Raw genomic sequence first — 23,095 nt, 5'->3', positions numbered from 1 at the left:
GAGCCAAGCCATGAATATGACAGCTAACGGAAATTTGACCGGACGCCTGCTGCACAATCTGACCGTTACCGTTACCCACGCCCAGTTAACCAGCCGATACCCGGGATGGAACCGGACGAATGAGACCCCTTCCTTTAACCGGCTCTATTATATTGATTCCGGCGAAGGCAAGGTAATTATCAACGGTGTGGCCTATTATCCAAGACCCGGACAGCTCATGATTATGCCTGCCGGTTCCACTCAGACCACGGACACCTCCCGCGATAATCCTTATACGCGCTACTATTGCCATTTTGACGCGCAGATCGGAGAATGGCCGCTGTTTCATTCTGCGAATAAGCTCTATATCTGCGATGTGCCTGATCCGGGGGCGGTAAGAGCGATTTTCACGGAGATGATTGATTGGTTCCAGGATACCGGCTTCCTCGCCACCTTGCGGACGCAAGCTTCACTGCTTACGCTGCTGTCGCTCTGTCTGGAATCCGGGGGCTACAGCAATTTCCTTGACGACCTGACGCATACCAGCGACCAGGGCAAACTGGCGGATGTGCTGACCTATATTGATCAGCGGTTAATGCGGCCGCTCGTGGTAGAGGAGCTGGCTGAACTCGTCCATCTGCATCCGAACTATTTCATCCCCTACTTCAAGAAATTCATCGGCGTCCCCCCGATGCAGTACGTCCAGCTGAAACGGATGGAGCTGGCCAAGAGACAGCTCTCCTACACCAGCTTCAGCATCTCCGCTATCGCCGAGCAGGTCGGCATGGAGCTGGCCCACTTCTCCAAGGTGTTCAAGAAGTCCACCGGCGTCTCTCCGTCTGCTTACCGGAGCAGTACGAGGTAGGGGGCTAATTCGTACCTGAGTACGATCAACATCAGCAGGCTTGGATGGATTGGTGGGTGCGTGGACGCTTCCGCTTTTCCACGTTGCCGAGATTCGAAGTACCATTCATCCATTTATACTGCGAGTTGATCCGTTGCTGGACGCGATTGTTATGCAGCTCCCTCCACCTGTAGGACAACAAGTGCTGATCCAGACTGTTATGTGGCTCCCTACACCTGTGTGATAACAAGTGCTGATCCTGACTGTTATGTGGCCCCCTCCGCCTGTGTGATAACAAGTGCTGATCCTGACTGTTATGTGGCCCCCTCCGCCTGTGTGATAACAAGTGCTGATCCAGACTGTTATGTGAACCCCTCCACCTGTGCGGGAGACATAGCAGTTGGATTTTTGTAGCTTAATTTTCCTGTTAGAGCTGCTTGATCGGGACTAAGTGGAAATTCGTCACTTAATTCTGCCGGATCTCCTGTTAACCCCCATTTTCAGTGGGATTAAGTGCGGTTTTCCCAACTAATTCTCCAGATTCAGGGTTTGCTGCGGTATTAGATGACGTTTATCCAACTGCTATATAAGACGCACTTAAGTTTTGAACTTGAAGCTTCATCGTCACTGCGGTGAACATTAGGACTTCCGGCCGCTGCCCATCCCCAGATTTCTTGATCTATTCCGCTCTTCGCGGGTGAAATCCGGTGACTGCTGATGCTTCCGGAGTGAGCTTTCCTGCGGAAAGCTTTCAGGCGGTCGCTACCGCACCTACAGTTCCAAATTTCCCCTCCGTTTCTTTTGCTTGTTGTTATTTTTTTCAGTGCTTCTTATATACCTTCCGCCACACACCTCACTAAGATCCGGCATCTCTTCGCTCCACTTAGATGCCTCATACCACAAAAACAGCAAGCCTCCAACTTTAGGAGACTTGCTGCTTTGGATTGGAACAGACTTAAACAGCAGTGCGGGCGGATGCCTGCCTACTTGATCCCGAAATAGGCTTCGGCATTGTTATAGCATATATTCTCAATCGTCTGTCCTACCCAGGCATAATCACGCGGCAGGTCGCCTTCTTCAATCCAGGTGCCGAACAGATTGCAGAGAATCCGCCGGAAGTATTCATGACGCGTGAAGGAGAGGAAGCTTCTGGAGTCGGTCAGCATGCCGACAAAAGGACTGATCAGACCGATGCTGGAGAGCGCCTTCAATTGCTGCAGCATCCCCTCTTTCTGATCATGGAACCACCAGCCGGAGCCCATCTGCACTTTGCCCTTGATGCCGGAGCCCTGGAAGTTGCCGATTGCCGTAGCAATCATCTCATATTGTGAGGGATTCAGCGTGTATACGATGGTCTTCGGCAGCTGTCCGCTGGCATCCAGCTCATTCAGCAGCGCGTTCAGACTGCGGGCCATATTGAAGTCCAGAATGGAATCGAAGCCGCTGTCCCTGCCAAGGGCCCCGAACATACGTGAGTTGTTATTGCGCAGCGCTCCGATATGAAGCTGCATGCTCCAGCCCCGTTCATGGTACAGCCGGCCTAACTTGAGCAAGGTATGGCTCTGGAATTTCTGTTCCTCCTGAGTACTGATCTCTTCGCCTTTGAAGGCACGGGCAAATATGTAAGCCGCTTCATGCTCCGTTGAATGGGCATGCGGAAGCTCACCGAAGGCCTGATCCGACAGACGGCAGCCGTGCTTATGGAAGTAGTCGATCCGCGCCGTCACTGCCTGGATGAACCCGGAGTAAGAGTGAATCTCCAGACCGCTCGCCTCACTGAGCAATCCGACATATCCGGCAAAACCTTCATCACGGATGTTCAGCGCCCGGTCCGGTCTGAAGGTTGGCGCAACCACTGTCTCAAGCGCCTTGTCACTCTTGAGCTGCATGTGATGCTCTAGCGAGTCCACAGGATCATCCGTAGTGCAAACAACATCTACGTTAAATTTTCTTAGAATGCCTTGTGTAGTCAATTCTTCTCCTTGCAGCTGCTCATTGCATCGTGCCCAGACACTCTCGGCAGTATCTTCAGACAATAGCTCGTCGATACCGAAGTAGCGCTTCAATTCCAGATGGGTCCAGTGGTACAACGGATTGCCCAGCATCTCAGGTACGGAGCGGGCCCAGGTCATGAACTTGTCTTGATCCGAAGCCTTCCCGGTAATCAGCTGTTCGTCAATGCCGAGCCAGCGGAGTGCCCGCCATTTGTAGTGATCTCCGGATAAGGCCAGTTCGGTAATATTACGGAACTTGCGGTTACTGCTAATCTCCTGAGGATTCAGGTGACTATGGAAATCGTAAATGGGCATCTTACGGGCATAATCATGATACAAGGTTTGTGCACTTGAGCTTAACAGCAGCCAATCGTCATGAATAAAAGATGAGGTACTCAATGTGTTCTCCAGCCTCTCGTCATTCATATTTGTTGATCCATCGTCCTCCGGCGGACGGCAGCCGGTTCTGCGCGTTTGCACTACCATACTACCATACTTGTATGGTAGTATGGTAGTGCTTCCACAATAGATCATCAGGAGGGTTACACGATGGAATACACTATCGGTACACAAGCGGTTTCCACAAGGGACATCGTGTACCGTTCACTGAAGAACCAGATTCTGCTGCTGGAGCTTCCGCCGGGAACCGGCATTTCAGAGAAAGAGATTTCGCTCAAATTCAACGTCAGCCGCACACCTGTGAGAGAAAGCTTCGTGCGTCTCGCCCAGGAGGGGCTGCTCGCTGTATATCCCCAGCGCGGAACGGTAGTCTCCCTGATTGATTCTGAACTCGTTGAAGAAGCCCGCTTCATGCGAGAGCATCTGGAGCGGGCAGTGATCCGGGAAGCCTGCCGCTCCTTTCAAGCCAGGAACCTCATTGATCTGAAGGCCAATCTGGACAAGCAGAAGCTCTGCATCGAAGATCAGGACTATAAGGAAATGTTCATGCTGGACGAAGAGTTCCATCATGTGATTTTCACAGGCTGCAACAAAAAGAATACCTGGGAAGTGATCCAGCAGATCAAGGTTCACCTGAACCGCAGCCGGATGCTTAAGCTCACCGCAGATCATAACTGGGAGCATCTGTATCAGCAGCATTATTGTCTGTATGAAGCCATTGAGCAGCATAATATCAATCAGGGGGATCAGATTATGCAGGAGCATATGGCCCTGACTATCGCCGATCAGGAGATGCTGATGGCGAAATATCCGCAGTATTACAAGCAGCGACCAGAGAACTGATATACCATCCGCAGAATAATACTTTCACCAGAGAAGGGTTGGATCACTATGTCTGAGTTGGCTTTACATCCTGCACTAGCAGGAAAAATTGTCGTAATTACCGGAGGGGCCGGGGCACTCTGCAGCGCAATGGCTCTGGAGCTGGCCCGTCAAGGCGCGAAGGTCGCCATTCTGAACCGTACGGAGGCCAAAGGAGCGGCTCTCGCCGCGCAGATTACTTCCGGCGGCGGTCAATCGCTGTCCTTGGCCTGTGATGTCATGGATACTCTTAATGTACAGCAGGCTGCCGATGAGATCCGCAGGCACTGGGGTCCCTGCGACTTGTTAATCAACGGGGCCGGGGGCAATCAGCCGTCGGCGATCACTACCAAAGAAACTTTGCAGGACGGTGATCTGGAGAATCCCGATATCGTCTCCTTTTTCGATCTGTCCGTCAGCGGATTTCGCAGTGTCCTCGACTTGAATCTGACCGGAACCTTAATTCCAACCCAGATCTTCGCGAAGCAAATGCTCGGACGGCCCGGGGCCTCCGTTATTAACATTTCCTCGATGAGTGCCGCTTCGCCTATGACCAAGGTTCCGGCCTACAGCGCTGCCAAAGCGGGCATCAATAACTTCACACAATGGCTTGCTGTCCATCTGGCAGAATCCGGGATACGGGTGAATGCCATTGCCCCCGGCTTCTTCATCACTACCCAGAATGAACAACTGCTGGTTGACCCGGATGGCGAGCTGACTGAACGTTCCCGCAAAATCATCTCCCAGACACCTATGCGCCGGTTCGGCACACCGGAGGATCTGCTCGGCACCTTGCTCTGGCTGGCAGACGAGCAAATGTCAGGATTCATTACCGGCATCACTGTCCCGGTGGATGGCGGCTTCATGGCCTATTCCGGAGTGTGAACAGCCAGCAAGTGGAATAATGTATCTTAATCCCCCGATTTCTGTCTTCTTGACGGAAGCAAGTGGATAAACAGCATCTGTTATTGTTACTATTGGCTACATTGGATGAAATGGGACAATTAGATGCTGTTTTTCCAACTGTTAGTTGACAAGCGTCCATTGGTTCATTAACAAGTGTGGAAAATCCAACTGCTATTTCCCTGCCATGGCATCCGAACTCGTCGCTAATCGGCAACTCTTAATTTCCCCCTGGAATTCAAAGGAATTCAAAAAAACCGAACCCCGTCACCAGGGTTCAGTTCAAACGAACAAACTTCAGCTATGCGCTTCGACCAGTACACCGTCCTCCAGATGAAGCACCCGGTCGCACCATTCCAGCATCCGTTCATCATGAGTCACCATAACGGCGGCCTTGCCTTCGCTTCGAACTTCGTCAGCGATCATCCGTACCACTTCCCGGCCGCGGCTGTAATCCAGGCTGGCCGTCGGCTCATCGGCGAACAGAATCGCCGGCTTGTTCATCCAGGCCCGGGCAATAGCCACCCGCTGCTTCTCGCCCCCGGACAGCTGTTCGGGGTAATGGTGGCGGCGCTCCCAGATGTCCAGACGCTTAAGCAGATAGGCGGCGCGAACCTTGGCATCCTTCGTGCTGAGCTTCGCCAGCTTGGCTACGTAGAGCAATTGTTCCTCCACCTTCAAGAATGGCAACAGCTGCGCGCTCTGGAACATGAAGCCGATCTTCTGCAATCTTAGCTCTGTCAGCTCCCCCTTGCCCTTGTCTCGCAGCGATTCACCGTCAAGGAAGATTTCTCCGCGGGTGGGCGTGAGCAGGGCACCGGCTGCTGAGAGAAACGTGCTTTTGCCAGAGCCTGACGGCCCCAGCACAGCAACGAATTCGCCTTCGTTCACCGTAAGATCCAGATTATTCAAGACAGTCATTGCCCCGTCTCCGTCCCCGTAGGTCTTGGTCACCTGCTTCATCACTAATTTCGCACTCATGCTCCAGTCCTCCCTATCGCTTCCAAGGCGTCCACCCTGGCTACTCTTGCCACCGATATCAATGAACCCAGCAGCGACATGCCAATGAACAGCAGGCTGGTCATCGCCATCGTCTGTCCGTCCAGCTCAAACGGCATGGTGTCCGGCAGTCCCATGTTCATTCCCAGCGTAAGCAGAATGCCCAGCGCCAGACTGGCTACGGACAGCAGCATGACTTGACCGACTACACTCCAGGCCAGATAGGACATCTTCGTCCCCATCGCCTTCAGGATTCCGAACTGGCTGGTCTTCTGGATCGTGATGACATAGAAGAATACAGCAAGAACTACGGCAGCAATCACGAACAGAAATACAATCATCATGAGCAGGGAATTCTGCTCGGCGGCATAGCCGGGAACGCTGGATACCGCCTGCTTCTGCGTAATAACCTCAACAGCCTGCTGTTGCCCGGCAATCTGATCGGCCTGTGCCGCCGTTACATCCAGTGCAATCACGTTATAAGGAGCACTGCCTGTACTGTCAGCAATGCCTCCCTGAACCGCCCCCTGCTTCATCGCCTGCCAGTCAAGCGGATTGATATAGACAACCGGGGTATGGCTGTAGGAGCTGTCCTTCACGAAGCCGGTGACCGTCCAGCTCATGCCGGAGGCCTGATCGCGGATCGTGCTGCCGATGGTCACGCCGGATTGCTCCAGCTTGGAATCCGCAACTGCGCTCCCCTGAACCTCATTCGTAATCCCGGTGCCTTCCGTCACCTCAGGAGCCAGCATCCCCGTCATATCGACGGCAAAAAAAGTTATGTCTGCCTTAACATCAGCACCGGAAGCGGTAATGGTACTGGTCTGCACGCCAAGCGGAGTCGCCTTCGCCACTCCGGCTACCGCCCGGACAGCCGCCAGCTCCGTCCCGCCTAACTGGGAACGTCTAAAGGTATGGTCCGCGTCGCTCTGCACGACAAAGTAATTGGCGGGCATATTTTTCAAGGCGGAGATGTTAGCATAGGCAAGCCCTCTCGCCAGTCCGGTCACGAAGAGGACCAGGAACGATACCAGCAGCATAATCACCATTATGAGACTGTAGCGTGCTTTGGAGTGCCTCATCTCCCGTAGAGCCAAAAACATACAACCACTCCTTCTAATCTGTATAACTACAGTCTAGAGAGTGAAGATGAACGGAGTATGAATAAAGAATTACACTATATAGATTGAAGTATAGACGTTTCCAAAACAGATGGTATGCGCAACTGCGGTGAATATTGGACTTTCGGCCGCTGTTGTTCCCAGATTTCTTGATTTATACCGTCATACACGGTGGAAATCCGGTAACAAAGGCGGACGCTACCGCTCCTCCCGTTCCAAATTCCCCTCCGCTGCTTTCATCTATTTTAAATACGTCTACTCCATCTATATATTGGCTGGGCGGCAGGGCAGAGTAACGGTAAACGTTGTTCCTTCCCCTACCGTACTCGTCACCTCAATCGTCCCGTTATGCGCATGGATGATCTTTTGGGCAATGGCCAGCCCCAGCCCGCTGCTGTTACGCTCACGCGAACGCGCCTGATCCACCTTATAGAACCGGTCAAAGATCATCGGCAGCTGCTCCGCCGGAATACCTGTACCGTTATCGGTCACGGTTACTATACATTGCTGGCCCTCCACAAGCGCTGCAATGCTAATCGTCCCCCCGGCCGGGGTGTATTTGACCGCATTGGTCACCAGATTCATCCATACCTGATAGAGCAGATTGGAATCTCCCAAAAGCGTTATCTCTGCTGCATGCAGCCGTACCGCAAGCTCCTTCTCCGTAAGATGCCATTCCATAATCTGAATGACCTGGCGCAGCTGGGCGCGCAGATCGAAGTTTCTCTTCTCCAAGGCATTCTCATCATAATCCAGAGAGGACAAGGTGAGCAGTTGTGTGCTGAGCATGGATAACCTCCGGCTCTCATCGTCGATGATCGCAAGATACTCCAGACGCTGGGCTTCCGGCAGGGTGCCGTCTTTGAGCGCATGGGCGAAGCCCTGGATGGAGGTTAACGGCGATTCGATCTCATGGGAGACATTAGCGACGAATTCCTGTCTGGCCCGGTTCGTCCGCTCCAGCTCCCGGCTCATGGTCATGAAGTGGGATGCCAGTTGGCCGATTTCGTCACGCCGGGCGGTATATAGCTTAATGTCGTACCTGCCCTTGGAGATTTTAAGGGTGGCCTCGGTCAGCCGGGTAATGGGTTTCACCACATGAAATGCACTAATCAGCACAAACCACAGGCTCAACAGAATAATGACCACAATCAGCACGGCAAAAAAGATCCGCAGCTCCCCGAACTGCACCTGGGCATCCGGACGCATGAACAAGGCGTAGGTCTCCCCGTTGATATGAACCGGCACGCCAATTGAATTACTAAGCTGGTTATCGAAAAAGCCGGTCACGAACAGCTGGCCGGGGAAATGCCCCACGCCATGATAGATCTCTCCGGCTAATACCTTGCGCAGATCCTCTTGCTGAAGGTCATTTTTGCGGAAAGGCAGACCGTAGAACCGTTCCTCCCCGTTGGCATTGACCAGATACATCTTGTACCCCAGGGAAGCGGTACTCAGGAGATATTCTTCGGTCGCATCCGGGTGGTCTTCAATGAACTGCTGCAGTCCGGTGGCCATCCGGGTCAGCTTGGCATCATTCTTCGGCTTGATCTGGGATTGGTAATAGAGATTGGAGACCAGAAACCCCAGCACGCTGCTGATAATAATCACAGAGCAGAAGATAATACTCATCCTTACATAAAGCGACCTCATGCGTTCACCATGTCCAGCTTGTAGCCGATTCCCCGTACGGTACGGATGGTGAAATCGTTCTGGTATTCGCTGAACCGCTGGCGCAGGCGCTTGATATGCACATCCACCGTCCGCTCGTCCCCCTCGTAATCTGCACCCCACACCAGCTCAATCAGCTCACTGCGCGAGAACAGGCGTCCGGGATATTGGGCCAGCTGGGCCAGCAGCTCGAACTCTTTGACCGGCAGCAGCAGCACCTCAGTTCCGTCACTTATCTCGTAATTCTTCCGGTCAATCACCAGCGAGTTCAGGCGGATTCGATCGTCAGAGGCGATGGAATAGCGGCGGAACAATGCCTTAATGCGGAACAGCAGCTCCTCCGGCTCAAACGGCTTGGTTACATAATCATCCGTCCCGCTGAGGTATCCCTGCTCCTTGTCGCTGAGCTGCTGGCGGGCCGTGAGCAGAATCACCGGGATATCATAGTTCTCCCTTATGTATGCACACAGCTCCAGGCCGTCCATATGGGGCATCATCACATCCACCACGGCCAGATCCACCGTCTGCTCCTTCATCCGAGCCGCCGCTTCCCGGCCATCCCCGGCTTCCACCGTATGATATCCCTCTCTCGTCAGCACATGCCGCAGCAGCGTACGGATATGAACATCGTCGTCGGCTACCAAAATCTTTTTCAACTACAACCTCTCCCTCCGGCTTGCCTGATCAATGACATCATACTAGCAACAAAGCCACATGAAGACAATAGTACCTCCCTTGGCTTCACACCAGAAACGGGAGGATGCTGTCCTTCAGCGGGATGACGGGTCTGCCCATCAGCCGCTCCAGATCCCCGGAGGTAGACGAAGTATCCAGCTTGCTCATAAAAGCATAGATCCAGTGCTGAATTCCGTCATCCTGACGGTGCACCACCGGCTTCCCGGCAACCTCTGTCAGAACTTCAGCCAGATCGTCAAAATCCCAGGTCTGCGGAGCGGTCAATTCATAGATATGGTTGCCTGCTCCATCTTCACCAAGTACAGCAGCAGTAGCAGCTAAGGCAAGGTCCCGGCGGCCAACCGAGTTGAACCTCCACTCTCCCGGCGCCGTAATCAGCTCTCCGCTGGAGAGCGCCTCCTTCAGTCCCAGCACCCCAACGAAATCAATATAAAGGGCATTGCGCAAAAAGGTATATTCCAACCCGGACTCCATTATCGCCTGTTCCGTCAGGGTATGCACATTATCCGGCTTGCCCGGATCTGATCTCCGCTGTGAGAAGGCAAAGCCCGTATAGAGGATATGCCCCACTCCGCTTCGCACGGCCGCATCAATCACCTGTTTATGCTGGGTCAGACGAACATTATCATCCGTATGCGAGCTGGAGATTAGCAGAAGCCGTGTTATCCCGTCAAAAGCTTCATTCAGTGATTCCGGCACATCATAATCGGCAACCCGAACCCCGATGCCCTGTTCTTGTAGAGGCGCCGCCTGTTCCAGCTTTCTTACTCCGGCAATCATCTGCCCCGCCGGGATACGTTCAAGCAAATACTCCATAACCAGACTCCCCAATTGCCCGGTGGCCCCCGTAATCATAATCGTCATAGTTGATATCTTCCTCTCCAATGTGCATATTGAAATACCTCTTCGTATACAAGCAACAATACTTCCAGCCGCCATTACAATACCGATCTTTCGACAAGCGGAACATTTCCAACACTACTACCCTCTGCTCAGCTTATTCAAAAGCCCCAGCAGCAGCCGCAGCTCCTCTTCCTCCAGCCGGTTCATGACAGCCGCAACCGCTTCCCGGTTCCCCGGCAACTGCTCCGTAAGCAGCCTTTGTCCGGCTCCGGTGATCGAAATCACCGTCTTGCGCCCATCCTGCGCGTGACCGGCCCGGGTAATATAGCCATCCTTCTCCAGTGGAGTCAGCAGGAGGCTGATATTCGCTTTGGTTACCCCGATTCTCTCCGCAAGCAGCGAAGGCAGGATCGTTCCTCCATGCTTCGCAATCTCAACCAGTACGCGGATTCTGGCCCCGTTCAGCCCTTGAGCCTGCCAGTATTTCTCGGAGACGGCTACGGCGCCTGCTGTCGCTCCTATCAAGGCGAAGAACGCCTCATTCGCAAGCGGCAGCTCCAGTACATACTTCTGTAAATCATCCATTGGTTATTGTCAGCTCCATTTAGTTAATAGCTTAACTATATTTGCATCAAGCGTAGCTTATTTATCCGATATTGTCAAAAGAATGCGCACAACTTCCTCCACCAAGTGGAAACGGCTTTGCCGTCCTTTTAAAGGACGATACCGTTTCAGCGAGAAATAGAAGGACAAGTTATCGTGTGCAACATATAAGTTCTTATATTTGCACCAAAAACCCCCTGTCCTTCCCTGGGAAGACTAGAGGGTTTACGATAACCAGATTTCACGCCTATTCAGCAGCCGTCAGATCAACACAGGCTTCGCCGCAGGTGACACCGGTTCATCGCCATAGCTCCTACTGCCTTCCAGCACAATTTCCAGCTTGATCAGCTCAGAGCGGCTGGCCAGCCGGATCGGCGGCCCCCAGGTTCCGTAGCCGGAAGAGACAATGACATGCAGCTTGTTTTTGAGCAGATATCCCCAGTCCAGTTCAAACAGCCGTCTGGTAATCCAGTGATTCGGAGCAATCTGCCCGCGGTGGGTATGTCCTGACAGCAGCACATCTACTCCAGCCTGTGAAGCAATCCCGAAGCCGGTCGGCTGATGATCCATCATAATAATGGGCTTGGTGCGGTCCACCCCTTCCAGCAGAGCATCCACACTGAGCCGCCCGCCCGCTTCCATCGCTTCGGCAGTCTTGTCCTTGCGCCCCACAACGTAGACGCCAGAGACTTCCACAACCTCATCCTGCAGCACCTGAATGCCGATATTCTTCATCACTTCGGTGTACTGTGCAATCGAACCGCCATAATACTCATGATTCCCCAGCACCGCGTAGACGCCGTAACGTGCCTTAAGCAGCTTCAACTGCTGATCCATGCCATTGCGGATAAAAGGCTCAATACTATCATCCAGCACATCCCCCGCCAGCAGCACGATATCCGGGTTCATTGCGTTCATCTCCTTGACCATTCTGCGCAGATGGCGGTTGCCGACAATGTTGCCCAGATGCAGGTCTGAAGCTACAGCTACCGTAAGCGGTACACTGGTTCCGATGGATTTGTCAACATTCAGCCGATGACTTCTCACCACCGTACTCCAGGCATTACGTGAACCCCAGATCAGGAAAATCGCCAGCATTGCCAGCAAGGTAGCCCCAGCCTCGGTCACAAAAGCGGACAGTCCTACGCCAGCAAGCGCCAGCACTCCGTAGAGCAGATCGGTCAACGGCAGCATGATCACGGCGAACTCCATACAGGCCAAATAATAAGAGCCCGCTACCTTGAACAACCGGCCAACCGGCTTCAGCGCCTGCGGCAGCGGAATTCTGCCAATTAGATAAGAGAAGGAAATGACAAGAAATACAGACCAGTATACAGCAATATTCATCCCCGGCAGCCATTCCTGAAGCAATACCGACAGATGCCATCCAATATAGAAATTCACAAGTCCAAGTACAAGCAGCATGACCGCAGCCCCGGCCAGCATCCGCAAGTTTTTCACCCTATCCACTCCCTTAAGGTAAGTTTCTATACTATCTACTTCAGATCATAACACAAAGTATTCGGGAGGTATAAATTGTGCTGTGGAACTGGGATAAACCTGAGAATACAAGCGGGTACACGATGTGTGAGCGTGGAATTGCTGAGTTGACAGCAGAAGGAGGTCAATGGTAAGATTCAAAGCATATTTCTAATTAGGAGGATTATCATCTATGTTCTTTCCGGTCGTTTGGGAGTAGTGGCAATAAAAAAGCGGATTTTCATCCACAAGTGTGGGCTTTTTTTGAGCTGCTTCTTTTACGATTGAACATAGAATTGCGATCCGTATAGCTTATTTAGGTTTTTTGGCTATGCCTGGTATCGCTGTGTTCTCTACCGTGATAAATGCAGATCTGAGGCCCGCATTGTGGACCTGGATCTGTATTTTTTATTGCCAACTAACCAGGCTGACAATAAAAATACGGGGAGAATGATGAATGATGATCCAACAAAATTGGAAACGAAGTTTCTTTACAATATGGGCAGGACAGGCGGTTTCACTGATCACCAGCTCCGCTCTGCAAATGGCGATCATCTGGTATCTAACCGATACCACCGGATCTGCCATGGTGCTCTCGCTGGCCACAATGGCAGGCTTTTTACCTCAAGCTCTACTAGGAACTATCATTGGCGTATGGGTTGACCGTTGGAACCGGAAGCTGGTTATGATCGGCGCAGACCTGTTTATTGCAGCCGCAGGTGTAGCCTTGGCGGTAGTCGCCCTCACCATTGAGCTGCCGGTATGGGTCGTGATGATAGTACTGCTCATCCGCAGTGCCGGGTCAGCCTTTCACACTCCTGCTTTGAGTGCAGTCACGCCGCTGCTGGTCCCTGAGGATCAGCTAACGAAGTGCGCAGGCTATTCCCAGTCGGTACAATCGGCAAGCTATATTCTAAGTCCTGCCATCGGTGCTTTTATGTATGCGGCATGGGAACTGGAGATGATTATTGCCATTGATGTGCTGGGTGCGTTGTTCGCCTGTGTCACCGTAGCGATGGTTCCCATTCCGAAGCCGGAGGCACAAGGCCGAAGCGTTGCTAACAACTTCTTCAAAGAAGCCAAGGAAGGCTATCTTGCGCTTAGAGCGTCGGCCGGATTATTTGCTTTGCTGTGGATCGGTGCACTGTATGCGTTTATCTTTTTGCCGATCAATGCCTTGTTCCCGTTAATGAGTATGAGCTATTTCGGAGGCACGGCAGCCCATGCTTCTATTGTCGAAATCGTCTTTGCCGGCGGGATGCTGGCAGGCGGCTTAGTGCTCGGCGTATGGGGCGGCTTCAAAAAGCGTGCGCTAAGTATTATTTCCTCTATTTCACTAATGGGAATAGCCTTATTCCTTGCCGGATTATTGCCGGTCCATGGCTTCGTGATCTTTGTGATATGCGGCGCGCTGATGGGCTTCTCCAGCCCTTTTTACAGCGGAGTACAGATGGCACTCATTCAAGAGCGAATTCCACCCGAGTTTTTGGGGCGCGTCTTTGGCTTGATAGGCAGTCTTACTTCCTTGGCCATGCCGGTTGGTTTGATCATGTCCGGTATTTTTGCGGATCGGATTGGAATTCACACGTGGTTTATGCTGTCAGGGGTCTGCATGATTGGAATTGCACTTCTGTGCGTGTTGCTTCCGTCGATTTGTAATTTAGATAGGATAAATGACCACAGAAGCTAAAATACATCTGCTGCTGGTGTCCCTGTTTATGTTAAGGGGCGCCAGCTTATCAGAACCTCTGCGGTCCAGACAACTCGTATGGCTACCAGCCACCTCACCCTCATCTATCTGCCCATTATGGGGTATCCTGCCTACGATCTTCGCGCAGCACATTGTATTCGGTTTTCCGATTACATTTGGCCTATGCGGCGCTTCCAGTCCAATTGTGTTCGGTTTTCCGATTACATTCGGCATTCTAGGCTCCTCATTTACTCATGTGGCCTCCTCATTCAAAGAGCACTTCTCCCCCACGCTATGCACCTCTTATCCACATCAGGCTGTAATATAAATTTCCTATACCATCAAAAAAGAGCCCTATAGGCCCTTTTATGCTTCAAAGATTGCTTGTATCATCTTCAATCGGGTTTCTCTTAGCCGCTTCTCTGCACCATCCGGATGCAGCGGTTCTCCCCACAGGAAAGTTCTATAAACAACATCACAGAGATGCAGCGGAAGGGCATCCGTTAATTTGGGCATTGCATTTCTCTTCACAAGGAGTACTATGAATCTACCGGAGCATCAGCCAAATTCTATCTGAAGGAGTGCAACGCCATGTTCAGCAGAAAGAAATCCACCCCTCTGTTTACCCGAAAAATTAGCGGACCCGGTTGGACACTTCATCCCGCTCACCCTGTTACCTGGATCGTAGTGGGCGCCTTGCTGGGTGTCAGCATCTATGTCGCGTTCTCACGATAAATTCCACTCCACATTGTATCTGTACAGCTTGGAGGGACGGTGACCGGCATCCCGGGTGCTCTCCTCCGTCTCGATTACCCGTTCCGCAATCTTGCGGCGGAATGCGGCAGCGAGCAGGTCTTTGCCAAGGATGATCTCATATACGCGCTGAAGCTCGGATAAGGTGAACAGCGGCGGCATCAGATTGAATACGATGTCTGTATATTCCACTTTGCCGCGCAAGCGTTCGATCGCATACTGCACCATTAGCAGATGGTCAAAAGAAAAACCCGAGCTGCGGACAATCTCGCGGTTCATCTGGCGGACATGCCCCTGAATGGTCTCCGTAAGCTTGACTACACCACTGAGCTTCTCCTCATCACTCTGCAAAGTAATCTCTACCAGCGTCTCCTGCCGGATGCCCTGCTCCAATACCTCGCGGCTGGTATCGAGTATGAGGTAAGACACCTCGAACCAGGCGGCTGCGGCGGCATCATCCCCTGCCTGTACGCTCAAGGCCTTGCGGTCAACCAGCGCCATATAGGAGCAGCTGATGACCCGCATCCGCGGATCACGGTGTACATCGCCCCAGGTATACAACTGCTCCATATAGATGTTATCAATGTTCGTCTCACTATACAGCTCCCGGCGGGCTGCTTCTTCTACACTTTCGCCGATCCCCACGAACCCTCCAGGCAATGCCCATTCTCCCAGAAAAGGATGCTCTCCCCGCTGAATCAGCAGAAGCTGCAACGACTTCTCCGCCAGCTTGCGGTAGTTATTCTGCTCCTGCTCCATGACAGTGAAGATCAGCATATCGACGGCCACAGACGGACGTTCATAGCTCCCTGCATTATAATTCGCCAGGAATTCCTCCTCGTTCAAGCCGTTATGATCAGTAGCCGGTTGATTTGGCATGGGTATGCTCCTTCTTTTTGACAAATTAATAGGAATCTCTTGTTAATAACATAGTGTTATTATATACCTATAGCGTGAATGCCAGTCAAGTCCATGCCCATGCTTAATTCAAGAACTCTCGTTCTTAATATACGCACAAAAAAATCACCTCACCCGAAAGCAAGGCAATTCTTCAATACTACATGACTACATAGAATCACAACGGTTCAATATGGACAAGCACGGTCGATACGTGATGGCGGTCTTTGAGCTGATCTTCGATTTCCTCTGTAATATCATGACTCTGAACCACATTCAGGCTGGAATCCACCAGCACGGTAGTATCCACCAGCACATTGTTGCCGTGAATCCGGGCTTTGATATCCTTAATCGACTCGACGCCTTCAATCTCTGCCACCGTCTGCTTCATCAGCTCCAGTCTGCCGGCATCGAAGCCGTCGGTCAGATCATGCGTAGCTTTGCGGAATATATCCCAAGCAGTCTTGCAGATCAACAATCCGACAATCGTTGCTGTGAGCGGATCTAACCAGGGGATTCCGAACTGTGAACCGATAATGCCGATGAAGGCGCCCATACTTACAAGCGCATCGGAACGGTTATCCTGCGCAACGGCATGCATGGCATTACTGTTCAGGCGGCGTGCAAGCTTGATATTGTACCTGTAGACTCCGATCATCACCACAGCACAGGCAGCTGCCGTCCATGCGGCAATCAGATCAGGAGTGTCCAGCGATGGCTGAATGAATTTGTTCACTCCCTGATAGAGCACTTGAAAGCCTACAGCAAGCATAATAAAAGAGGCGACCAGTGCGGCAACTGTCTCTGCTCTGAAATGACCATACCCGTGGTTGGAATCCGGGGGCCTGCGGGAAATTTTGAGCCCGGTCAATATGGCTAAGGAGGCAATAATATCGGTGCTGTTATTCAGCCCGTCAGCAAGCAAGGCCTGAGAGCCGGATATGGAGCCAATGAATAATTTGACGGCAGATAAGAGTATGTAAGTTAATAGACTTAGCCATGCTCCTTTTTCACTTTGTTTGATATCGCTGTAATTTTCCAAGAAAAAGGACCTCCAAAGAATAGTATTGTTCCATACTACACGCTGACACAAGGGTGGGTCTAGAGAAACAGTGTTGCCGGACAGCGTAAGAGTTAACCCTGCTAAATAGAGTTGGGAGGCCGGAAGTATGTTGCGGTCCGCTACATTCTTTGCCCTTGTTCAACATCGGATATAATCTCCTGCCTTCGGACAAGGTAACTTTTACCTCCAGCCAGAGTCTAACTATAGAATGAGCCTATCCCTACCGCTCGCGAAGCGGAGACCGTATTGCCGTCCTCGCACACAAATAAGCGGCTTCCCCTGTACAGGAGAACGCCGCTGAGATTGTAACTCGTGGATGAAGCCGGTTGCCGCTTACTCTACCGGTGGTGTGAACGAACGGGCAGCGAATTCCGCATCCAGCATATAGAAGGCATTGCTGTCGGTTTCGATCCGTTTGAGCTTGGCGATAATGTTACTGAAGAGCGCTTCTTCTTCTACCTGCTCATCAATGAACCATTTCAGGAAATAGATCGTCGCATGTTCCCGTTCATCGAGGGCCAGATCCGCCAGATGATAGAACTTCTTCGTATTCTGCTGCTCATGGGCGAAGGCATGTTCAAACGCCTCGAGCATGGAGCTATATTCGTTGTTCGGCTCAGGCATAGCCGCGAGGGTAGCACGGTAGTCGCGGTCATTCAGGAATTTGTAAATCTTCATGGCATGGAACCGTTCCTCTTCAGCCTGTACCAGGAAGAAGTTGGCGAATCCGTCCAGGCTCTCACCGGAACAATACGCAGCCATAGCAACGTAGACATGAGCAGAATAGAATTCAAAATTCATTTGTTCATTAAGCGTGTTCATTAATTGCTCTTTCATTGACAGGTCACCTCATCCTATTCTATTGATTATACATGATGCAGCATTTATGTAAGGTCTCGTACATTTTATCATTCTTACCAGTCAAACCGCAAACGAAAGGAAGATAACGTACAATGAAATGGTTCAGCCTTAGCAAAATAAAAATGAATCCGGCCCGCCGTTCCCTCACCCTGCTTGTCGCTTCCGCCTGCCTGCTTCTGGCAAGCGGCTGTGACGGGAAGGGCAATTCGGCCCCGGCTGGCACAAGTGCTGCTCAGGCAGTGGCGTCAGCATCAGCGTCAGCCCTACCCTTAGCGTCAAACTCACCCTCAGTTTCAGCCCAACCCTCACCCTCCGTATCCGCACCTGCTGCGACAGACACTCCGGACCCTATCTCCATGAAACTCGCCGGAATGACGCTGGAGGAGAAGATCGGTCAAATGCTGCTGGTCGGCATCCAAGGCAAGACCGCCGGAACTGAAGCCAAACAGATGATTGCCGAGGATAAGATAGGCGGAATCATCCTCTATTCCAGTAATGTCGGCAGTCTGAAGGAGCTGGTCCAGCTTACCAACGCCTTGAAGCAGAGTAACGAAGGCAATCCTGCTCCGCTGTTCATGAGTATTGACCAGGAAGGAGGCAAGGTCAGCCGCCTTCCCGCTGACTATGCAGCCTTTCCGTCGAACGCTGCAGTCGGAGCCGCAGATGATGCAGATGCAGCCGGAACTATGGGCGAGCTGCTGGCCCGGGCGGTGAAGTCCTCCGGCTTCAATATGGATTTCGCGCCGGTCCTCGACATCAACAGCAACCCGGATAACCCGGTCATCGGTAACCGTTCCTTCGGCAATCGTGCAGATCTGGTCACCCGGCTTGGGCTTGCCGAGATGAAGGGCCTGGAGCGTGAAGGCGTGATCCCCGTCGTCAAGCATTATCCGGGCCATGGCGACACCTCTGTAGACTCTCACCTGGAGCTGCCGGTCATCAACAAGACAGAGACGCAGCTTGCCCGTCTGGAATGGCTGCCGTTCCAGGCTGCGATTAAGGAGAAGGCGGATGCCGTGATGGTAGCCCACATTCTGTATCCGAAGCTCGACCCGGACAGACCCGCCTCCTTATCCCAAGTAATCATCGGCCAGCAGTTACGCGGACAGATGGGATATGACGGGGTTGTGATTACGGATGATCTGACGATGGGCGCTATTGTCAAGAACTACAGCCTCCCAGCTGCCGCAGTTGACACCGTACTGGCCGGAAGTGACATCCTCCTGGTCGCTCATGAGTACAAGAACGAACAGGCCGTGCGAACCGCACTGCTGGACAGCGTCAAGAACGGCACGATTTCTGAATCACGGATTGATGAGAGTGTCTACCGGATTCTGGCGCTGAAGGCCAAATATGAACTGTCAGACCAGCCGATTCCCGTGCCTGATCTTACCGGACTTAACAGCGACATCCAAACCTGGCGCAAGCCGTTTCAGCAGAACAAGTAGTCCTTAAAGACTACTTGTTCTGCTGAAACTTACCGTCCTTAACGATTCATATACTTTGGGGAAGCTGAGCTTAGCCCTTTGTGTAGTAGCCTGCGGGGAGAGCCAACAGAGTTGGAAAAAAGGCACTTAATTCTGCCGAAACCGTGCGCTATCGGGAAGCAGTTGGAAAAAGTACATTTAATTCGCCGAGCCCCATGAATTTCAGCAGAATCTGGTCTTATTAAGTGTTGTTTATCCAACTACTGAAAGGAATTGTCGGTAGCCACCAGAAATTAGATGTACTATTTCCACTTAGACCATCCGCCGCGCGCCCCGCCTATAAATTCTAACCAAGTAGAAACGGCTTTGCCGTCCTTTTAAAGGATGGTACCGTTTCAGCGAGAAATAGAAGGACAAGTTACCGAGTGCAACCTATAATTTCCGTATTAAAAAGCCCCAAACCCGGCAATAGACCAGGTTCGGGGCTTTCAACTGTTCGGGGCTTTCTACGGTTTGTAGCTATCCACTGTTTGCGGCTATCCACTATGCTATACTACTGCAGAACTACGGTATCTCCTGCCTTCAGTCCGGACAGCACTTCCGTTTTGTCTGTTGTTTCCATACCGATCTTAATCTCTTTCCGTTCATACTTGCCGTTCCCCTTGTCCACCATCACAAAGGCCTGTTCACCTTCACGGATAACAGCGATATTGGATACGACTACCGCCTTCTCTTTGCGCGAGGTCTCGACGTCTCCGCTTAGGCTAAGGCCGCCCATCAAATGCTCGTCCGGCTGCATGGAGATGACCACCTCGAATTGCGGAAGCTGGCCGGCTGTGTTCTGTCCTGTCGTGGTGGTAGCAAATTTAGCTACTTCGGTCACCTCTCCGTTCAGGATCAGGTCCTTCACCGCAGTCATCTTCACTTTAACCTTCATGCCTTTTTTGATGCGGAAGATATCCTGCTCCCCGACCTGTGCTATGAACTCTACCTTGTTCGTGTCCACGATCTTGCCGATGTACTGATTATCGGTTACCGTCTGCGGACGTTCAGTGCTGCTGTCAAACAGGAAGATGCCGTTCTCCGGTGCGTGATACACGGCCGTGCCCAGCTTCGCCTTCTTCTCCGACAGCTCCTTGGCTTGAATCTCGGCAGTCACCTGATTCAGCTCGTCGTTCAGACGCGCCGTCTCCTGAGCGGCCAAGGCCTTCAGCCGTTCCGCTTCCGTACCGGCCGGAGTCGCACTATCATCCTCCTGCTGGCTGACAAAAGCGTTCAGCTCTCCCTCCAGCTTCGCCTTGCGGGCGGTTGCCTCTGCCGTGGCAATCTCATTACGGAGTGTGCTCTGATCCAGGGTGAAGAGCACCTGGCCCTTCTTCACCTGTGCCCCGTTCTCCACCTTCCAGGCAGTCACCTTGGAAGCAAAGGGCGCATACACCAGCGTCTCCTTCTGGTATTGCGATCTGCCTTTGATCTGCACTGAGCTGGTTAACGTCTCTTCCGTTACCGGGAAGCTGATTACCTGCATCGGTTCAGGCGGGAGATCAGCGGTATCATCAGCCTTGAAGAATTTGGTATATCCGAAATAACCGGCCGTTCCGATAATACCTAAGATTATGATCCATTTCAGGCTCTTCTTTAGAGTCCTCTTCATCATTTCGGCTTCCTTTCTAGCTTAGGGTTAGTCTCGTTTAATAGCAGTTAATGCATCGGTTCTGGAGGCGCTGATCGCCGGGTAAATCCCCGACAATACACCAGTCATAATGGCAAAGGACATCCCGATCGGCAGATTCATAGTTGGAATGAAGAAATTCATCCCCTCCCCTGCACTGCCTACCAGCTTGTTGAGCCCCATCATAATGAGATAGGAGAATGCAACACCCAGAATTCCGCCCAGCAGTCCAAGAAGCGCAGCTTCTGTAATGAACATATTGCGGATCTGCCCCATGTTCGCTCCCAGCACTTTCATGATCCCAATCTGCCGGCGGCGCTGATGTGTCGACATGGTCATAGCCACAATGATGGAGATCGAAGCGATCACCAGGATGAACACGCCGATTCCAAGTGCAGCCATCTTAATCATGTCGAATTGTTCCTTCAGCATCTCCTGCTGGAACAGATTGTCTTGAGCGTTCAGGGTCAGCTTCTGAATCATCTGCTCCACCGACTTGATGTTCGCCACATCATCCACTTTGACCGTAAGCGAGTTGTATGTCCCCTCCGGCGGAAGAGTGAGCACACTGGTGGTGGAATTATCGAAGCTCAGCTCCTTGGAGAGCTGAACGGCCGTTTCCGGTGACATGTACATAATCTTCTCATACGATGCCCGCAGGTCATCCATTCCCTTGGGACTTGCCAGAATTCCGTCGACCTGAAGCGGCGAGCTAAGCTTGTAAACTGGTGCTGTAGAGCCGTAATCCTGAGCCTGAATCTGGATCTGCTTCCGGTACATTTCAGCAGGAACAACGCCTAATTTGTCATATTGCTGGTACAGTTCCTGGTTGAACGGTTCCGCATTCATCTGGTCGAACAGCTTCTGACGGGTCTCCAGATCAATCAAGCCAAGAGTAGCCCCGTAATTCAGCACAACCGACCCGACCTGACCACTGGCTCCCCCTTGCTTGAACTTATGATCATAGGCCGTTAACATCTTCAAATCAGCAATGATGATGCGGACATCGGCGATTTTGTTATCTACGGTCACCATCTGCAAGTATCCGGCTTCCTGGAACGGAGAAGCGGCCTTTACATGATTCAGCCCCTGGATAATCTTCAGCTTCTGGTCGGTCAGCTTACCGGGGTCGAGGTTCTCATTGACCTCTACGGAACCGCCGCCTCCGCTGCCGCCCTTGCCGTTTGAAGGAATTCCTCCGCCCGGCGAGACCATAATCTCATCCATCTTGAAGTTCTGGTTGACCTGGTCTGTCACATAGACCTGAGCAGACTGGCCCACACTCAAGGCTACGATAATGGCTGCGCAGCCGATCGAAATCCCGGTCATACAGAGACCGGTAACCACCTTGCGCCGTTTGACCTGTTCCCAGGCCATCCGTGAAATATCTCTGATCTTCACGGCTTCCCTCCCTCTGCAGGATCAGCTTCCGCAGCGGTCTGGTGTTCAGGTTCCTCAGCCGGCGGATCTTCATCCGCTGCTGCTGTCTGCGGCTCTACAGCTTCCTGTTCAGCTCCTGCAGCTAATTGTTCTTCGACCTCTACCATGGTCTGCGGTTCAGCTTCCTCAGCGATTTGCTCTTCACCCTGTACCTCTGTCTTCAGCTCAAGCTGCGGTTCTATTTGCGGCTCTGTCTGTACTTGCGGTTCTCTCTGCGATTCAGTAATCAGGAAGCCATCCTTGAGCGTAAAAATCCGCTGCATTTGTTCAGCCACCTTGTATTCATGGGTAACCACAATAAACGTGGTCTTCATCGTACGGTTCAGATTCAGCAGAATGCTGATAATCTCCTCCTCGGTCTTGGAATCCAGGTTCCCCGTCGGCTCATCTGCGAAGATGACCGACGGCTCTGTGATCAGCGACCGGGCAATACTGACCCGCTGCTGCTGTCCCCCGGAGAGCTGCGAGGGGAATAAATCCGCCTTGTCGGGAATCCCCACCTGCTCCAGCAGTGCAAGTGCCTTCGCCTTGCGGGCCCTGGGGGAGACCGACTGGAAGACCAGCGGCAGCTCCACATTCTCACGGACCGTGAGGCTTGTAATCAGCTCATAGGCCTGAAAGATAAACCCGATATTCTTCCGCCGGAACTCGGCAAGCTTATTCTCGCCCATCTTCACAATGTCTTTGTCAGCAATATAGATATGACCTTCCGTAGGCTTCATCAAGCCGGCCATCAGATTAAGCAGCGTCGACTTGCCGGACCCCGAACTGCCCAGCAGTGCAACCATCTCCCCCTCTTTGACGGCAAAATTGATTTTATGAAGAACGGAGGTCCATTCATTACCGCTTTTGTACGAATGCGTAATATCTTCAACACGCAACATGGAAGCTGCTCCTTTT

The 23,095-nt window shown here is 52.2% G+C and carries 18 protein-coding genes and 1 pseudogene; 5 read left to right on the top strand and 14 right to left on the bottom strand.

Annotation, left to right across the window (positions count from 1 at the left end; translation table 11 throughout):
- The first annotated feature begins 10 nt into the window (after positions 1-10).
- A complete protein-coding gene (locus HQN87_RS02460; protein WP_343222022.1) occupies positions 11-844 on the top strand; it encodes a helix-turn-helix domain-containing protein in 834 nt (277 codons plus the stop codon).
- Positions 845-1,806: 962 nt separating this feature from the next.
- On the opposite strand, the gene uxaC is transcribed toward HQN87_RS02460, so the two are convergent.
- Positions 1,807-3,243, bottom strand: coding sequence for a glucuronate isomerase (gene uxaC, locus HQN87_RS02455; RefSeq protein WP_173127689.1), 1,437 nt, complete (start codon positions 3,241-3,243; stop codon positions 1,807-1,809).
- Positions 3,244-3,366: 123 nt separating this feature from the next.
- On the opposite strand from uxaC, the gene HQN87_RS02450 reads away from it, so the two are divergent.
- Together HQN87_RS02450 and HQN87_RS02445 are read left to right on the top strand one after the other, a co-directional pair.
- A complete protein-coding gene (locus HQN87_RS02450) occupies positions 3,367-4,059 on the top strand; it encodes a GntR family transcriptional regulator (protein ID WP_173127149.1) in 693 nt (230 codons plus the stop codon).
- 48 nt (positions 4,060-4,107) lie between these two features.
- Positions 4,108-4,962 (top strand): SDR family oxidoreductase, encoded by an 855-nt coding sequence (locus HQN87_RS02445; RefSeq protein WP_173127146.1) that lies wholly within the window; start codon positions 4,108-4,110, stop codon positions 4,960-4,962.
- 315 nt (positions 4,963-5,277) lie between these two features.
- Here HQN87_RS02445 and HQN87_RS02440 read toward each other — a convergent pair whose 3' ends face one another.
- The 7 genes from HQN87_RS02440 to HQN87_RS02410 all read right to left on the bottom strand — a co-directional run bounded on the left by HQN87_RS02440 (position 5,278) and on the right by HQN87_RS02410 (position 12,374).
- Positions 5,278-5,961: an ABC transporter ATP-binding protein gene (locus tag HQN87_RS02440; protein WP_173127143.1), complete on the bottom strand. Its 684-nt coding sequence runs from the start codon at positions 5,959-5,961 to the stop codon at positions 5,278-5,280.
- On the bottom strand, positions 5,958-7,082 hold the full coding sequence (locus tag HQN87_RS02435; protein ID WP_173127140.1) for an ABC transporter permease: 1,125 nt from the start codon (positions 7,080-7,082) through the stop codon (positions 5,958-5,960). The genes HQN87_RS02440 and HQN87_RS02435 overlap by 4 nt, the downstream gene beginning before the upstream one ends.
- Positions 7,083-7,364: 282 nt before the next feature.
- On the bottom strand, positions 7,365-8,753 hold the full coding sequence (locus tag HQN87_RS02430; RefSeq protein WP_173127137.1) for a sensor histidine kinase: 1,389 nt from the start codon (positions 8,751-8,753) through the stop codon (positions 7,365-7,367).
- Positions 8,750-9,427, bottom strand: a complete 678-nt coding sequence (locus HQN87_RS02425) for a response regulator transcription factor (protein ID WP_173127134.1) — start codon at positions 9,425-9,427, stop codon at positions 8,750-8,752. Before HQN87_RS02425 ends, HQN87_RS02430 begins: the two co-directional genes overlap by 4 nt.
- 85 nt (positions 9,428-9,512) lie before the next feature.
- Entirely contained in the window at positions 9,513-10,331 is an 819-nt protein-coding gene (locus HQN87_RS02420) for an NmrA family NAD(P)-binding protein (protein ID WP_173127131.1), read from the bottom strand.
- A gap of 117 nt (positions 10,332-10,448) precedes the next feature.
- Positions 10,449-10,895 (bottom strand): MarR family winged helix-turn-helix transcriptional regulator, encoded by a 447-nt coding sequence (locus HQN87_RS02415; protein ID WP_173127128.1) that lies wholly within the window; start codon positions 10,893-10,895, stop codon positions 10,449-10,451.
- Positions 10,896-11,174: 279 nt separating this feature from the next.
- Entirely contained in the window at positions 11,175-12,374 is a 1,200-nt protein-coding gene (locus HQN87_RS02410; RefSeq protein WP_367272649.1) for a metallophosphoesterase, read from the bottom strand.
- A gap of 475 nt (positions 12,375-12,849) precedes the next feature.
- Here HQN87_RS02410 and HQN87_RS02405 point away from each other — a divergent pair, with 475 nt between their 5' ends.
- Entirely contained in the window at positions 12,850-14,082 is a 1,233-nt protein-coding gene (locus HQN87_RS02405; RefSeq protein ID WP_173127125.1) for an MFS transporter, read from the top strand.
- A 726-nt stretch (positions 14,083-14,808) separates the two neighbouring features.
- Here the strand turns inward: HQN87_RS02405 and HQN87_RS02400 are convergent.
- The 3 genes from HQN87_RS02400 to HQN87_RS02390 form a co-directional block, all read right to left on the bottom strand.
- Entirely contained in the window at positions 14,809-15,714 is a 906-nt protein-coding gene (locus HQN87_RS02400; protein WP_173127122.1) for an NUDIX hydrolase, read from the bottom strand.
- Positions 15,715-15,910: 196 nt separating this feature from the next.
- A complete protein-coding gene (locus HQN87_RS02395; RefSeq protein ID WP_173127119.1) occupies positions 15,911-16,774 on the bottom strand; it encodes a cation diffusion facilitator family transporter in 864 nt (287 codons plus the stop codon).
- Positions 16,775-17,128: 354 nt separating this feature from the next.
- Complete coding sequence (locus HQN87_RS02390) at positions 17,129-17,632, bottom strand: ferritin (RefSeq protein ID WP_173127115.1); 504 nt, start codon at positions 17,630-17,632, stop codon at positions 17,129-17,131.
- Positions 17,633-17,748: 116 nt separating this feature from the next.
- Between HQN87_RS02390 and nagZ the strand changes: the two genes are divergently transcribed.
- On the top strand, positions 17,749-19,104 hold the full coding sequence (gene nagZ / locus HQN87_RS02385) for a beta-N-acetylhexosaminidase (protein ID WP_254075319.1): 1,356 nt from the start codon (positions 17,749-17,751) through the stop codon (positions 19,102-19,104).
- A 532-nt stretch (positions 19,105-19,636) separates the two neighbouring features.
- On the opposite strand, the gene HQN87_RS02380 is transcribed toward nagZ, so the two are convergent.
- The 3 genes and pseudogenes from HQN87_RS02380 to HQN87_RS02370 form a co-directional block, all read right to left on the bottom strand.
- A complete protein-coding gene (locus HQN87_RS02380; RefSeq protein WP_173127112.1) occupies positions 19,637-20,737 on the bottom strand; it encodes an efflux RND transporter periplasmic adaptor subunit in 1,101 nt (366 codons plus the stop codon).
- 27 nt (positions 20,738-20,764) lie between these two features.
- Positions 20,765-22,156 carry an ABC transporter permease gene (locus HQN87_RS02375; protein WP_173127110.1) on the bottom strand — a complete coding sequence of 464 codons (1,392 nt, stop codon included), beginning with the start codon at positions 22,154-22,156 and terminating at the stop codon, positions 20,765-20,767.
- 257 nt (positions 22,157-22,413) lie between these two features.
- Positions 22,414-23,079: pseudogene (locus tag HQN87_RS02370) on the bottom strand (ABC transporter ATP-binding protein); the annotation flags it as partial.
- Positions 23,080-23,095 lie beyond the last annotated feature (16 nt).

The sequence above is a fragment of the Paenibacillus tritici genome (assembly GCF_013204885.1).
Classification (GTDB): Bacteria; Bacillota; Bacilli; order Paenibacillales; family Paenibacillaceae; genus Paenibacillus_AQ; species Paenibacillus_AQ tritici.
Note: the sequence above shows the minus strand (reverse complement) of the source record. Positions and strands in the feature narration are given on the sequence as shown.